The organism is Roseiterribacter gracilis, assembly GCA_018332375.1.
In the GTDB taxonomy this organism is placed as follows: Bacteria; Pseudomonadota; Alphaproteobacteria; order BOG-932; family Roseiterribacteraceae; genus Roseiterribacter; species Roseiterribacter gracilis.
Window position 1 is genome coordinate 2,126,943 of sequence record BOPV01000001.1, and the last position, 12,896, is coordinate 2,139,838.

Annotated in this window: 13 protein-coding genes; 7 read left to right on the top strand and 6 right to left on the bottom strand. The window is 64.2% G+C overall.

The window, feature by feature from the left end:
* Positions 1-55: 55 nt before the first annotated feature.
* The gene (locus tag TMPK1_RS10560) at positions 56-961 is read right to left on the bottom strand and encodes a pirin family protein (RefSeq protein WP_420242971.1); all 906 of its coding nucleotides are present in this window, start codon (positions 959-961) and stop codon (positions 56-58) included.
* Between the two features lie 185 nt (positions 962-1,146).
* Positions 1,147-2,025 carry a DUF1330 domain-containing protein gene (locus TMPK1_RS10565; protein ID WP_420242972.1) on the bottom strand — a complete coding sequence of 293 codons (879 nt, stop codon included), beginning with the start codon at positions 2,023-2,025 and terminating at the stop codon, positions 1,147-1,149.
* Positions 2,026-2,628: 603 nt separating this feature from the next.
* On the opposite strand from TMPK1_RS10565, the gene TMPK1_RS10570 reads away from it, so the two are divergent.
* The 6 genes from TMPK1_RS10570 (at position 2,629) to TMPK1_RS10595 (ending at position 8,884) form a co-directional block, all read left to right on the top strand.
* Positions 2,629-3,345 (top strand): S41 family peptidase, encoded by a 717-nt coding sequence (locus TMPK1_RS10570; RefSeq protein WP_420245644.1) that lies wholly within the window; start codon positions 2,629-2,631, stop codon positions 3,343-3,345.
* An 18-nt stretch (positions 3,346-3,363) separates the two neighbouring features.
* On the top strand, positions 3,364-3,804 hold the full coding sequence (locus TMPK1_RS10575) for a DUF2141 domain-containing protein (protein WP_420242973.1): 441 nt from the start codon (positions 3,364-3,366) through the stop codon (positions 3,802-3,804).
* 184 nt (positions 3,805-3,988) lie between these two features.
* Entirely contained in the window at positions 3,989-5,530 is a 1,542-nt protein-coding gene (gene crtI / locus TMPK1_RS10580; RefSeq protein WP_420242974.1) for a phytoene desaturase family protein, read from the top strand.
* Complete coding sequence (locus tag TMPK1_RS10585) at positions 5,527-7,044, top strand: phytoene desaturase family protein (RefSeq protein WP_420242975.1); 1,518 nt, start codon at positions 5,527-5,529, stop codon at positions 7,042-7,044. Before crtI ends, TMPK1_RS10585 begins: the two co-directional genes overlap by 4 nt.
* On the top strand, positions 7,041-7,805 hold the full coding sequence (locus TMPK1_RS10590; protein ID WP_420242976.1) for a lysophospholipid acyltransferase family protein: 765 nt from the start codon (positions 7,041-7,043) through the stop codon (positions 7,803-7,805). The genes TMPK1_RS10585 and TMPK1_RS10590 overlap by 4 nt, the downstream gene beginning before the upstream one ends.
* Positions 7,802-8,884: a glycosyltransferase gene (locus TMPK1_RS10595; RefSeq protein ID WP_420242977.1), complete on the top strand. Its 1,083-nt coding sequence runs from the start codon at positions 7,802-7,804 to the stop codon at positions 8,882-8,884. The genes TMPK1_RS10590 and TMPK1_RS10595 overlap by 4 nt, the downstream gene beginning before the upstream one ends.
* Before the next feature lie 17 nt (positions 8,885-8,901).
* Here TMPK1_RS10595 and TMPK1_RS10600 read toward each other — a convergent pair whose 3' ends face one another.
* The gene (locus TMPK1_RS10600; protein WP_420242978.1) at positions 8,902-9,459 is read right to left on the bottom strand and encodes a DNA-3-methyladenine glycosylase I; all 558 of its coding nucleotides are present in this window, start codon (positions 9,457-9,459) and stop codon (positions 8,902-8,904) included.
* Between the two features lie 10 nt (positions 9,460-9,469).
* Positions 9,470-11,113 carry a DUF4214 domain-containing protein gene (locus TMPK1_RS10605; RefSeq protein ID WP_420242979.1) on the bottom strand — a complete coding sequence of 548 codons (1,644 nt, stop codon included), beginning with the start codon at positions 11,111-11,113 and terminating at the stop codon, positions 9,470-9,472.
* 203 nt (positions 11,114-11,316) lie between these two features.
* On the opposite strand from TMPK1_RS10605, the gene TMPK1_RS10610 reads away from it, so the two are divergent.
* A complete protein-coding gene (locus tag TMPK1_RS10610; protein WP_420242980.1) occupies positions 11,317-11,727 on the top strand; it encodes a hypothetical protein in 411 nt (136 codons plus the stop codon).
* Between the two features lie 34 nt (positions 11,728-11,761).
* Here TMPK1_RS10610 and TMPK1_RS10615 read toward each other — a convergent pair whose 3' ends face one another.
* Together TMPK1_RS10615 and wrbA are read right to left on the bottom strand one after the other, a co-directional pair.
* Positions 11,762-12,187: an OsmC family protein gene (locus TMPK1_RS10615; protein WP_420242981.1), complete on the bottom strand. Its 426-nt coding sequence runs from the start codon at positions 12,185-12,187 to the stop codon at positions 11,762-11,764.
* A 23-nt stretch (positions 12,188-12,210) separates the two neighbouring features.
* Positions 12,211-12,822: an NAD(P)H:quinone oxidoreductase gene (gene wrbA, locus TMPK1_RS10620; protein ID WP_420242982.1), complete on the bottom strand. Its 612-nt coding sequence runs from the start codon at positions 12,820-12,822 to the stop codon at positions 12,211-12,213.
* Between the last annotated feature and the right edge of the window lie 74 nt (positions 12,823-12,896).

Genomic DNA, 12,896 nt, shown 5'->3' on the forward strand with positions numbered 1-12,896 from the left:
GCGAATCTCCCGGTTCGTTCCGGAAGCAGCATGCCACAACTGCGTCGTCGCTAGTTCAATTCACCGCAGCACCGGGCCGCACTTCGACCCGCTGCATCTGGCCGAACTTGCCCGCGTTGAAATCATCAATCGCTTGATGAATCTCGGCTTCGCTATTCATCACGAACGGACCATAGCCCGCGATCGGCTCGTCGATCGGCGCGCCGCTCAGCAGCAGCACCGCGGCGTCGCTGTTGGCTTCGAGCGTGACGCTGTTGCCGCTACGGTCGAGCTTCACCAGCTGCGTGTCGCGCACGACCTCGGTGCCGTTGACCAGTACCGGACCGCGCAGCACGACCAGCAGCATCGTGCGACCGTCCGGCACCGACAAGGTGACCTGCTTGTCGCGCTGCAGGAACACGTCCCACACGTCGAGCGACGTGAAGGTGCGCGCCGGCCCCTTGTTGCCTTCATAGTCGCCCGCGATGACGCGCAGCGAACCGGCGTCGTTCGGCAATTGCACGGTCGGGATCTGCGTCGACAACAAGGTCTGGTAGCCGGGCGTGGCCATCTTGTCCTTGGCCGGCAGATTCACCCATAGCTGCACCATTTCCATCGTGCCGCCATTGCGCGTGAAGTCGGGCGAGTGAAACTCGTCGTGCAGAATGCCGGCACCCGCCGTCATCCATTGCACGTCACCAGGACCGATCTTGCCGCTTTGGCCGGTCGAATCCCGATGCGCCAGCTCGCCCTGATAGACGATGGTGACGGTTTCAAACCCCCGGTGCGGATGTTCGCCGACGCCGCGCGCTGCGGCCGACGGTTTGAACTCCATCGGCGCCGCATAGTCGAGCATCAGGAACGGGCTGACCTCGTTGCCGTGCGTGCCGTACGAAAACAGCGTGCGCACCGGAAACCCGTCGCCGACCCAATGCGGACGCGGCGCTTCTTCGATTCCGATAATCTTCTTGGGCGTAGTCACAGCCGTATCTCCTCAAGCGGCCGAGAATTCAGCCGCAACGAGGCAATAGATGGTCAGCGGCGGCGGTGCGGGAAGAGGCGCCTGCTAGACCACAGCGTCCTATGCGTGGAACGCCCGACGTAGCCAACGCTGACCGGTCGCCGCCGCGTCCAGAACAACGGCGTTTTGTGCGGACCTTCTGCAAGTTATGCCGGCAACGAGCCTGCTGGCACGGCGCGTACGAGGAACGTTCCAGCGCCTTCGCGAAGACGTTTTGCAGATCGATATGCATCCGAACGCCAGAACGCTTCGATTGCCTGTACGTCCGGAAAGGACGCAACCACGATCGCGTCCGTGCGCCGCACACCTGCCATCGGCTGCACCTGTTCCGCCGATGCCAAGACCAGATAGCGCCCGCCAAAACGTTCGTAGATCGGGGGCAGCGCAGCGTTATATGCAGCCTTCTTCGGCGCGTCGGTAAACGATCCCTGCACGATGAGATACGCGCCGTCGCCGGGCACAGGCTCGCGTCGGCCGGGCACGGTCACCACCGACGCGTCGCCGGGAACTGCGTGCGGCAGCTCGGCTCCGAGCAGCGCGAAGAGAATGCCTCGCGCGTCCGCAGCTCCTTCAAGCCATGTGATCCGGGCGGCCGGCGCATGGCTGAGCACCAGCGCATCTTTCGGCACCGCGGCGCTCACATCGCCGCGCCCTTGCGCGAAGAGATACCGGAGCGGACGAGACAGGTCGGTCACGCAATTCCCGTTCAGTTCTTTGCCGCAAGCGAGGTGCCTTGGCCGGCCTGCCGGTCGAGCGTCGCAACGGACGCCTTCGACAGCAAACAGAATGTGAAGACGCGCCGCCAGGCGCCGACGCCGCATGCCGCCGCGCTGCTGCTGCGTAAGATGGCGTGTCTTTCCCGATCGCAGGAACCGCCCGTGCCCACTCGTCGCTCGTTCCTTCAAGGTGCCGCCGCGAGCTTCGCGACAATCGCACCGCGTGCCGCATCGGCAGCCCCCACGATCGACGTCGAAGCGCAGCAGCGCGACGTTGCGATCCTGCAGAACGCGTATGAAGCGCTGCATCCAGGCCTGTACCGCTACAACACGCCCGACATGATGGCGGCGCGCTTCGCGGCGCTGCGCAATTCCCTGTCCTGGCCGCGCACGCTGCCCGACGTCTATCTCGAGCTGGCGCGCTTCACCGCCGCAATCCGATGCGGCCACACCTATCCCAACCCGTTCAACCAAAGCGAGGCAGTACAAAAGACGTTGTTTTCGAATTGCGACCGTCTACCGCTGCATTTCCGATGGATTGGCGAACGCATGGTCGTGCTGCGGGATCTCGCCGAGCATGGACTGGAGCGCGGCAGTGAGATTGTTGCGCTGAACGGGATGCACACAAGCAGCCTGTTGCAGCAATTGCTGCCGCTGGCCCGCGCTGACGGCAGTAACGACGGAAAGCGCACGCGATTGCTCGAACTGCGCGGCGTCGACCGCTGGGAAGCGTTCGACCTGTATATGCCGCTGCGCTTTCCCGACCTCCTCGCGCGTGAGACCGTCGACGCGACGGTACGCACGCCGGCAGGGTCGCAGCGCCGAGTGCCATTGCGGTGGATGACGGCGGAGCAGCGGCGCGCGGCGGCGCCGCTTCCCGCACGCGATGCAAAGACGCCTTGGCGCATGGAGATGCTGCGGGACGGCGTCGCGCTCCTCACCATGCCGAGCTGGACCGTTTACGGCAGCGACAAAAGCTGGGCGGCCGAACTGGACGCCGATCTCGATGCGCTGGCGGCGCGCAACGCGCGGGCGCTGGTGATCGACCTCCGCGGGAACGAAGGTGGCGTCGATGTCGGTGATCGGATTTTGGCACGTCTGATCGACGCGCCGCTGCCGTCTTCCTATCGGCGCCTGGTTCGCTACCGGCGCGTGCCTGACGAGTTGGGGCCGTTCCTCTCCACCTGGGACAAATCGTTTCGCGACTGGGGGTCGCGCGCGATCGGACCTGACGCGGCCGGCTGGTACACGCTGCGGCGCGACGATGACGGCGACGACATCGTGAAGCCGGCGGGCGCGCGCTTTCGCGGCCGCGTCGTGGTTCTGGTCGATGCCGCCAATAGTTCTGCGACCTTCCAATTCATCGAGCGCGTGCGAACGCATCGGCTTGCGACGCTGGTCGGCCAGCGCACCGGCGGCAATCTGCGCGGCATCAATGGTGGTGCGTTTTTCTTCGTACGGCTGCCGGGAAGCGGACTGGAGGTCGATCTGCCGTTGGTCGGGACATTTCCGCCGCGGGCGCAGCCGGATGCCGGCATTACGCCGGACGTGGCGGTCAAGCCGACCGCGCGTGACGTCGCCACGGGCACGGATACCGAACTGGAAGCCGCGCTGGCGCTGTTGCGCTAGCAAGTTGGGAGAACGGACATGAAGCACGCGTCGCCTGGTTTGCTGCTCGCGGCTTTTCTATGGGCATTGCCGCCGACGCCGTTCGCGTCTGCCGCCGATCTGATCATCGACGTCACCAACGTGCGGTCATCGCGCGGCCATGTTGCGTTAGCCGTCTGCGATCCCGAACGGTTCGGCGGCCCGGATTGCACGCTGGTGGGTGCGTCGGAAGCGCGCGAAGGCACGACGCGCGTCATCGTGCGCAACGTGCCGCCCGGACGATGGGCGGTCGAGGCGTTTCACGACGAGAACGACAACCAGCAATTCGACACCAACTTTCTGGGCCTGCCGACCGAAGGATTCGGCTTTTCCAATGATCCGCGGCTGCGCGGCAAACCGCTGTTCGAGGAAAGCGCGATCGACGTGCGCGAACCGCGCACCGAGATCACACTTCGTCTGCGCAACTCGCTATTCGAATAGTGCTCGCTGCGATCAAAATATGCGGCGAGCGCAAGCAGTTTTTTCATCGTAACGCCCGCATTTGCAACCTCTTCACAGCGCAACATTTCTCGGTCGATTCATGCGTGTGCGCGCACTTCCCTTGTCGCGGATTCATTCTAGCTAGCCGCGAAACAGACAAACAAACAGGCGGCTACAGGGGAGCATGAAACAACGCGTCGTCGTCATCGGTGCGGGGCCGGGCGGGCTCGCAGCAGGGATGTTGTTGGGCCAGACCGATCTCGAGGTAACCATTCTCGAACGGCAGCCGCATGTCGGCGGCCGCTCGGCGTCGATCCAGTCCGACGGATTCACCTTCGACACGGGTCCGACATTCTTTCTGTACCCACGCGTGCTCGAGGAAATCTTCCGCGCCTGCGGACGCGAGCTGCAGCGCGAAATCGAGATGACGCGCCTCGATCCGATGTACCGGGTGCAATTCGAAGGCGGCGAAGTCGTCGACGCGACGTCGTGCGTGGAGCGGATGCAGGCGCAGATCGCGGCCTTCTCGCCGCACGACGCCGCCAACCTTCCCTTCTATCTCGCCGAGAATCGCAACAAGCTCGAACGGTTCCGGCCCGTCCTGGAACGGCATTTCGATTCGGTGCGCGATCTGCTTGCGCCCGAATTGCTGCGCGCCCTGCCGCAGCTCAAACCCTGGTCGAGCGTCGATCGCGACCTGACGCGTTGGTTCGACGATCCGCGCACGCGGCTGATCTTTTCGTTTCAGACCAAATATCTCGGCATGTCGCCGTTCCGCTGCCCCAGCCTGTTCACCATCCTCGCGTTCCTCGAATACGAACACGGCGTGTTCCATCCCACGGGCGGCTGCGGCGCGCTGATGGAAAAGATGGCCGAGCTGGTGGTCGAGTCGGGCGTCGATCTGCGCCTCAACGAACCGGTGACCGAAATTCTATTCGAAGGACGCCGCGCCGTCGGCGTGCGCACGGCAGAGCGCGTCTATCCCGCCGACGCGGTCGTCATCAACGCCGACTTTGCGCACGCGATGAGCAGCCTGGTTCCGAACCATCTGCGTCGTCGCTGGAGCGATGCGAAGCTGGCGCAGAAACGGTATAGCTGCTCGACCTTCATGCTGTATCTCGGGCTCGATGGCGATCTCGACGTCGAGCATCACACGATTTTTCTCGCCGACGAGTATCGCCGCAACATCGCCGAAATCGAAGGCGGCGCGCTCAGCGCGCAGCCGTCCTTCTACGTGCAGAATGCATGCCGCACCGATCCCAGCCTGGCGCCGCCCGGCTGCTCAACCTTGTACGCGCTCGTCCCGGTGCCGAACTTGTCGCGCCCGTTGGATTGGCGCGACGCGCAGGCCTATCGCGCACGCACGATCGCACGGCTGGAAAACGCACTTGGGATCCGCGATCTGGAAAAGCGCATCCGCGTCGAAAAAATGTTGAGCCCACGCGACTGGGAGCAGCAGCTCGGCGTCTACAAGGGCGCAACGTTCAACCTGACTCATTCGATGGATCAGATGCTGCACCGCAGACCGCGCAACCGGTTTGAGGAATTTGACGGCATCTATCTCGTCGGCGGCGGCACGCATCCCGGGTCGGGGCTGCCGGTCATTTTTGAATCGGCGCGCATTTCGACCCGGCTGATGCAACAGGATCTGGAATTCCGTGCAAGCTGGGAAGCCAATTCGAGTCCGCGCGAACCAAGCGGACCAATGCAGGGGGCAATGGCATGAAAGTCGGCGTGATCGGCGGCGGCCTTGGCGGTCTAGCAGCAGCGTGCGTGCTGGCAGCGCGTGGACACGCCGTGACCTTGTTCGACAAAAATCCCTGGCTAGGCGGCAAAGCGGCGTTGCTGGAAGAGCGCGGCTTCCGGTTCGACATGGGGCCGACGATCCTCACCGTGCCCCGCGTGCTGCGCCGGATTTTCGAAGAAGCCGGACACAAGCTCGAAGACCGGTTGGAGCTGATCCGGCTCGATCCGCAATGGCGCTGCTTCTTTGACGACGGGTCCGTGCTCGATCTGGTCGAAGACGTACCGGCAATGGCGACGAGAATTGCCGAATTCACCGGCGCACGCGCCGACGCGCAGGGCTATCAGGATTTTCTCGCTCTATCCGAGCGGCTGCACGGCATCAGCGAGAAGTTCTTTTTCTGGCGGCCGGTCGAAGATGTGCGCGACACGATCGACTTCAAAGCCAACCTGAAAGCGTCGACCTTGCGCGACGTGCTTGCCCTGCGCATGGGCCAATCGGTCGCCGGCACGATCCGCAAACGCGTCGGCGACGAACGCGTGGCGCAGATGCTCGACCACTTCACGCAATATGTCGGCTCGTCGCCTTACGCGTCGCCCGCTGTTTTGTGTTCGATCGCGCACATGCAGACACAGGACGGCATCTGGTACCCGGTCGGCGGCACGCGCGCAGTCGCGGTCGCGCTGACGCGATTGCTGGGCGAACTGGGCGGCGAGATCCGTTCGTCGACCGGCATCGGCAAGATCGAGCAAGACGGGCGGAAAGTGACCGGCCTGTTCACCGATGCCGGCGAGCGCATCGCGTTTGATGCGGTCGTGTCCAACATGGATGCGGTGCGCACCTACCGCGACCTGCTCGGCGGCAGCATCGGCGAACGGTTCGAACGCCGCCGCGACGACGAGCCTGCCTGTTCGGGCGTGGTTCTGTATCTCGGCCTCGACCAGGGCTACGAGCATCTGGCGCATCACGATTTCGTTTTCAGCCGCGACGCGGAAGAAGAATTCCGCGCCATCTACGACGACGGCGAGCCGGCGCCGGATCCGACCTGCTATCTCGCAGCGCCAGCGCGCACCGAGCCGGGTGTGGCGCCGCCCGGCGGCGAAGCGCTCTACGTGCTGGTCCACGCACCGTATCTGCGCCCGCACCATGACTGGAACGCGATGTTCCCGGCCTATCGGCAAGTCATTCTGGACAAGCTGAAACGCACGGCCGGGCTTGCAGACATCGAAGACCGGATTGTCGTCGAGCGGCATCTGACGCCCCAGGATATTCACGATCGCTACAAGGTGCTGAACGGCGCCATCTACGGTCTTGCGAGCCACGGCAAGTTTTTCGGCGCGTTCAAACCGGGCAATCGTTCGCGCCAGTTGCGCGGCCTGTATCTCGCGGGCGGCGCAGCGCATCCGGGACCGGGCATGCCGATGGTGATGATGTCGGGCTGGATCGCCGCCGACGCGCTGGACCAGGATCATCGCAGCGGCGTGCTCGCCGCGTGAACGACCGGCGCGCGATGTTGGCGGAGCGGATTCTGCAACGGCGCAGCGCGTTCGTGTGCGATGTCCTTGGCCGATATTTCGCGTGGTTCTTGGCGCGCAACTTTCATGCGGTCCGCATCGCGCGATCGGGCGCGCGACCGCCCTTCCGCGGCGGCCCATTGATCGTCGTCAGCAACCACCCGTCCTGGTGGGAGCCGGTGATCTATGTGTTGCTGGGCCGAACCTTGTTCCGCGACCGGATCGGGTTCGGGCCGATGGATGAAACGGGCTTGCGCAAATACCGCATTCTCGAACGGTTCGGCGTCTTCGGCGTCGATCTGCACAGCCGCGCCGGCGCGCTGGACTTCGTTGCCGTTGCGCAACGCCTTCTCGCAGCGCCGGAACGGATGTTGTGGATCGCAGCGCAAGGGCGGTTTGCCGACGCGCGCGAACGGCCGGTGCGACTGCGCGCTGGCCCGGCCCATCTCGCGCGCCGCATGCCAAACGTCCAGCTCGTTCCGCTCGCGATCGAACTCGCCTTCTGGGACGAGCGCTATCCCGAAATCTTTCTGCGCTTCGGCCATCCGGTCACCGCCGACGAGGATCTCGACCGCGCGCTGGAAGCAACGATGGATGCGCTTGCGCAGGACGTGCAGTCGCGCGACGCGGCACGGTTCGACCTGCTGCTTGGCGGCAAGGCCGGTGTCGGCGGCGTCTATGACATGACGCGGCGCTTTGCATCCTGGGCGCGCTTCAAGCGGTTCCACGCAGGGCATCGATGAGCGTGCTGGTGTTGCTGCTGGCGCTGCTGCCGCTGGCGATGATCGCGTCGAATCTCCGGTCGCTGCACCGGCCCAGGCCCGACGGCATCCGCCGCAAGGTTTCGGTGCTGCTGCCGGCGCGGGATGAAGCGACCAATATCGCAGCCGCGCTGCACGCAATTCGCGCCGCGCAAGATGTCGAGCTTGAGATCATCGTTTGCGACGACCAGTCGAGCGACGCGACGGCGGAAATCGTGCGCACCATCGCGGCAGACGATCCGCGCGTACGGTTGATTCGGGCGCCGCCCTTGTTGCCAGGCTGGAAGGGCAAGGCGAATGCGTGTTGGGCGCTGGGCCGGGCCGCCACGCACGACATTCTGTTGTTCGTCGACGCCGACGTTCGCCTGTCGCCGGATGCACCCGCATCGCTGGCCGCGTCGCTCGACGCGTGCGGCGTCGATCTGGTCAGCGGCGTGCCGCGGCAAATCACGCCGGGTTTGGCCGAAGCGCTGATCGTGCCGCTGATCGACCTGCTGCTGTTCGGCTATCTGCCGATGAACCGCATGCGCGCGGGAACCGATCCACGGTTTGGCGCTGCCATCGGCCAGCTCATTGCGGTACGCGCAGCAGCATATCGCGCCGTCGGCGGCCATGGTGCCGTTGCAACCAACATGCACGATGGCGTCGCGTTGGCGCGTTTGTTGCGGCGCGCAGGTTCGCGGACCGATTTGGTCAACGCGTCGGTGCTTGCAACCTGCCGCATGTACGCAACAGCGTCCGAGGTCTGGCGCGGCTTCACCAAGAACGCCACCGAAGGCCTGGCGACGCCGATCGGCATCTGGGTCTGGAGCGTTTTGCTGCTCGGCGGGCATGTGCTGCCGCTCGTGCTGTGTGCGATCGAGCCCGGTTGGATCGCGGGCAGCGCGCTTGCTGCGTCCTACGCGGGACGCGCAGTACTGGCGCGACGCTTCCAGTCGGACTGGCGCGGCGCGCTTGCACATCCGCTTGGCGTATTGCTGCTGGTCGCCATCCAATGGCATGCGCGGATCGACGCCTGGCGCGGCAAATCTCCGGCCTGGCGCGGCCGCGTCTACGGCTGACGGCAACCAACGTCAGATCACTTGCCGCTCTTCTTCCAGCGGAAACAGTCATGCGCGTGGTCGTCGACGATGCCGGTCGCCTGCATCCAAGCATAGACGATCACCGGCCCGACGAATTTGAAGCCGCGCTTTTTGAGCGCCTTGGAGATCTCGACCGACAGCGGCGTTTGCGCCAGCACATGGCCGGTGCCGCGGATCACCTTGCCGCCGGCCATGCCCCAGATGAACTTGCTGAAATCCTCGCCGGCTTTTTCCATCGCCAGATAGGCGCGCGCATTGCCGATGGTCGCGACGATTTTGGCGCGGGCGCGCACGATGCCTTCATCTTGCATCAGCCGCTCGACGTCTTTGTCGGTGAAGCGCGCGACGACTTTGGGGTCGAAGCCTTTGAACGCTTTCCGGAACGCATCACGCTTGTAGAGGATGGTGCGCCACGACAGGCCGGCCTGGAATCCGTCGAGCTGGAGCTTTTCCCACAAGGCACGACTGTCGCGCTCGGGAACGCCCCATTCCTCGTCGTGATACTTGACCATCAACGCGTCGTTTTGCGCCCAGGCGCAGCGTGTCTTGCTCATGGACGGCTATTTAGCCAATGGCGACGTCGCCGACCATCCAGGTGCCGATCACCTTCGCCTTGTTTTCCGGCGCGTCGGCAAAGTTGAGCAGCAAGGTCGTGCGGTTGACGACGCCGGTATTCAACGCGTTGAGCTGGAAGTCGAATCCCGCAGGATCGGGAATGCGGCCCAGCACGTTGGTGTAGAGCGCGGTGACGTAGGCGGTGTTGCTGACATTGGCGCCGTACTTGGCGACGAATTCCGCCGAGCTGATGAAATTGGCGGCCAGCTGCTGCAGGCTCAACCCGCCGCCAAGACCGTTCTGGATCTGAAACAACAGACCGTCCACGTCGGGCGCGCGCGCGAACGCCGCCGAATAGAGTCGCGCCACCGTGGCTTCATCGCCGGTGAGGCGGAACATCGTCTGATCGGAGAATTGCAGGACTTTGATGTTGGTCAGCGTGTCTTTGCCGTCGGCGCCTTTGGTGCCGCCATCGACCACGATCGTGCCGTTGGCCTGCGCGCCGACCGTGTAGTTGGTGCGCGAGTCGCTGTAGATGGCGCGGTTGGTGCCGGTGCCGCCGTCGATCGTATCGTTGCCCGCGCCGCCGACGATGAAGTCGTCGCCGCCGCCGCCATTGATCGTGTCGTTGCCGCCGAGGCCGGACAGAAACTCGTCCCACACGCTGCCGTTGATCGTATCGGCCGCAGCGGTGCCGATATTGCGCGCGTCGCTAAGATTGACGATCGGCATGCCCGCCGGCGCGAAAACGCGCAGACCGAGATCTTCCATGATCGCGAGATCGAGCGCACTGAGATCATAGCGCTCGCCGAAGAAGGCGGCGGTGCCGTTCATATTGTCATAGAGCAACCCGTCGACGCCGGTCGTCCCCGCCATCGCCGTCGCCTGCGCGAACGGCGTCAGGCCGAGATGGAAGCTGTTCTGCGAGTCGGAATTGGTCGTCACTGGCACCGCGCCGCCCCAGGCCGCGACCGCCGAAGGGCCGGTGAACGTCAAAGCGCCGTTGTTGTTGGCGAGATATGCATCCCACACGGTCGCGGTCGTACCCAGGGTGAAGGGCGACGTCGTCGGCGTGTAGCCGGTGATGCCGAACGAATGCAGGATCTCGTGCATGAACAGCGTGACGCCGTCATTGCGGTTGGTCGGCACCGCTTCGTCGCGCAAGGTCGGCGTCGGATCGAGCCAGATCGTCTTGCGGATATAGTCGTTGTTGGCGACGAAGATGATGACGTCGGGCGCACCCGGCGTCACATCTTCCCCGGTGCGAAGCTCGTGCGCCGCACTGGTCTCGGTGATCTGGCGCGTGCCGTCCTTGGTCAGATTGACGATCGAACCGACGCCGCCGCCGAACCGCCCGGTCGGCGTATTGTCGACGCGGATTTCGACTTCGAGCGAGCCCTTGCCGCCGATCACCTTGGCAAGCTGCGCCAGCGCCGCCTGCATGTTGGCGATCATCAGCGGCGCCAGATCCGACAAAGCGCCGGTCGGATCGTTCATCGTGACCGTGTAGGCGAAGCCCGCTTTGGTGATGTCGCTCGCCGGGGTCGGCGCCCAGGCGGGGCGGGCGGCGGCGAGAAGTGCGTGACCGGACAAACCCGCCAGCGCAACAGTTCCGTTCGCCGCATCGGGCGTCACCAAGTCGATCAGCTGCATTCTGCATTCCTCGCGTGTGCGGGCTTTTCCCGGCACAGAGCGCGTACAACAGACACAGCGCGCGCACCAAGCGCTATTTCGAAAACGTCGCGCTAGGTTCGCATTTTGGCCGGAACAGATTCCTTCCGCAGCCTGGGCGCAGTCTGGTGCAAGGCGGAAAATCGCAGCATGGTAAGAAACCGAACCAGAGGCAGCGGCGAACCATGAGCGTGAAGCCAGGATCGAACGACGGCGACGACAAGGACGGTACCGGACGCGAATTGACGGTCGTGCCGCAGCCGGCCGATCGCCCCGAAATCGCGGCGGCAGCGCACGCCTATGAAGCGGCCGAACACATCGCCGATCCGCCCGCGCCGCACCGGGTTGATTTCAGCATCGACGATCCGACGCAGCGCCGCCGCCGCATGCTGCCCTTCATGCGACGCACGACGGGCGCCGACGCCTACGAACAGGGCGAGCAGTTGCACCGCCTCGCCAATCCGACGCGCACCGCCTTCTCGGTCGGGTTTGGCGCAGCGGCCGGCGCGGCCGCATTTCGTTTGCTTATGTTCGTGATCGGCGCCGCGATTTTGATCGGGCTGGCCGCAGCGGCGCTGTCCTATATCGAGCCGTAGAAGCGGCGCGCTTGGCGCCGCTTCTACCTGTTGCTCAGACCAGCTTGGCGTCGAGCGTGATTTTCGCTTTCAGCAGTTTCGAGACCGGGCAGCCTTTCTCGGCTTTGCCCGCCAGCTCTTCGAACTTGGCTTGATCGATTCCCGGAATCTTCGCTTCCAGGGTCAGATGCGCTTCGGTGATGGTGAAGCCGTCATCGAGTTTCTCGAGCGTGATTTCCGAGCGCGTGTTCATCTGCTCGGCGGTGAAGCCCGCTTCGCCCAGGATCAGCGACAGCGCCATGGTGAAGCAGCCCGCATGCGCGGCGCCGATCAATTCTTCCGGATTGGTGCCGGGCTTGCCTTCGAAACGGCTGGCGAAACCGTACGGATAGTCGCTCAGCGCGCCGCTTTTGGTGGTGATTGCGCCGATGCCGTCTTTGATGCCGCCTTTCCAGCGGGCACTACCGTGCGTCTTGCTCATCTTCGATCTCCTCGCGTTTCATGTCAGTGATGGTGATGCGCCATCTTGGCGGCGGTATAGGCCGCCCATTTTCCTTGGTAGTGCGCACCGTCAAGTTCGTTCTGCGTCGGCTGGCGCGATCCGTCGGCCGCCGCGATCGTCGTCGCGCCGTAGGGCGAACCGCCCGTGACTTCGTCGAGTTTCATCTGGCCCTGAAACGCATAGGGCAGACCGACAATCACCATGCCTTGATGCAGCATCATCGTAATCGCGGCCATCAAGGTGGTTTCCTGCCCGCCATGCTGGGTCGCGGTCGACGTGAATGCAGCGCCAACTTTTCCGACCAGCGCGCCTTTGGCCCACAGACCGCCAGTCTGGTCCCAAAACGCCGCCATTTGCGATGCCATACGGCCATAGCGTGTGCCGACGCCGATGATGATCGCGTCATAGTCGGCAAGTTCATCGACCGTCGCGATCGGCGCTTTTTGATCGAGCTTGTAGCCCGACTTTTTTGCAACGTCGTCGGGCACGGTTTCCGGCACGCGTTTGATCACGACCTGCGTACCCGGTATTTCGCGCGCACCGTCGGCGACCGCTTCGGCCATCTTCTCGATATGGCCGTAGGTTGAATGATAGAGAACGAGAATCTTCGTCATGCGCGCACCTCCTGCTTGTCGGGTTGCTACAAAGAACGCCGGTACCGCACGCGTCTTGTCGATTCCAATCTCTT

Coding starts and splice junctions, on each gene's coding strand:
- TMPK1_RS10565 (WP_420242972.1), bottom strand. CDS start 2,025: ATGCAGCGCTTCATACGCGTTCTGCAGGATCGCAACGTCGCGCTGCTG.
- TMPK1_RS10570 (WP_420245644.1), top strand. CDS start 2,629: ATGCTGCGGGACGGCGTCGCGCTCCTCACCATGCCGAGCTGGACCGTT.
- TMPK1_RS10575 (WP_420242973.1), top strand. CDS start 3,364: ATGAAGCACGCGTCGCCTGGTTTGCTGCTCGCGGCTTTTCTATGGGCA.
- crtI (WP_420242974.1), top strand. CDS start 3,989: ATGAAACAACGCGTCGTCGTCATCGGTGCGGGGCCGGGCGGGCTCGCA.
- TMPK1_RS10585 (WP_420242975.1), top strand. CDS start 5,527: ATGAAAGTCGGCGTGATCGGCGGCGGCCTTGGCGGTCTAGCAGCAGCG.
- TMPK1_RS10595 (WP_420242977.1), top strand. CDS start 7,802: ATGAGCGTGCTGGTGTTGCTGCTGGCGCTGCTGCCGCTGGCGATGATC.
- TMPK1_RS10600 (WP_420242978.1), bottom strand. CDS start 9,459: ATGAGCAAGACACGCTGCGCCTGGGCGCAAAACGACGCGTTGATGGTC.
- TMPK1_RS10605 (WP_420242979.1), bottom strand. CDS start 11,113: ATGCAGCTGATCGACTTGGTGACGCCCGATGCGGCGAACGGAACTGTT.
- TMPK1_RS10610 (WP_420242980.1), top strand. CDS start 11,317: ATGAGCGTGAAGCCAGGATCGAACGACGGCGACGACAAGGACGGTACC.
- TMPK1_RS10615 (WP_420242981.1), bottom strand. CDS start 12,187: ATGAGCAAGACGCACGGTAGTGCCCGCTGGAAAGGCGGCATCAAAGAC.
- wrbA (WP_420242982.1), bottom strand. CDS start 12,822: ATGACGAAGATTCTCGTTCTCTATCATTCAACCTACGGCCATATCGAG.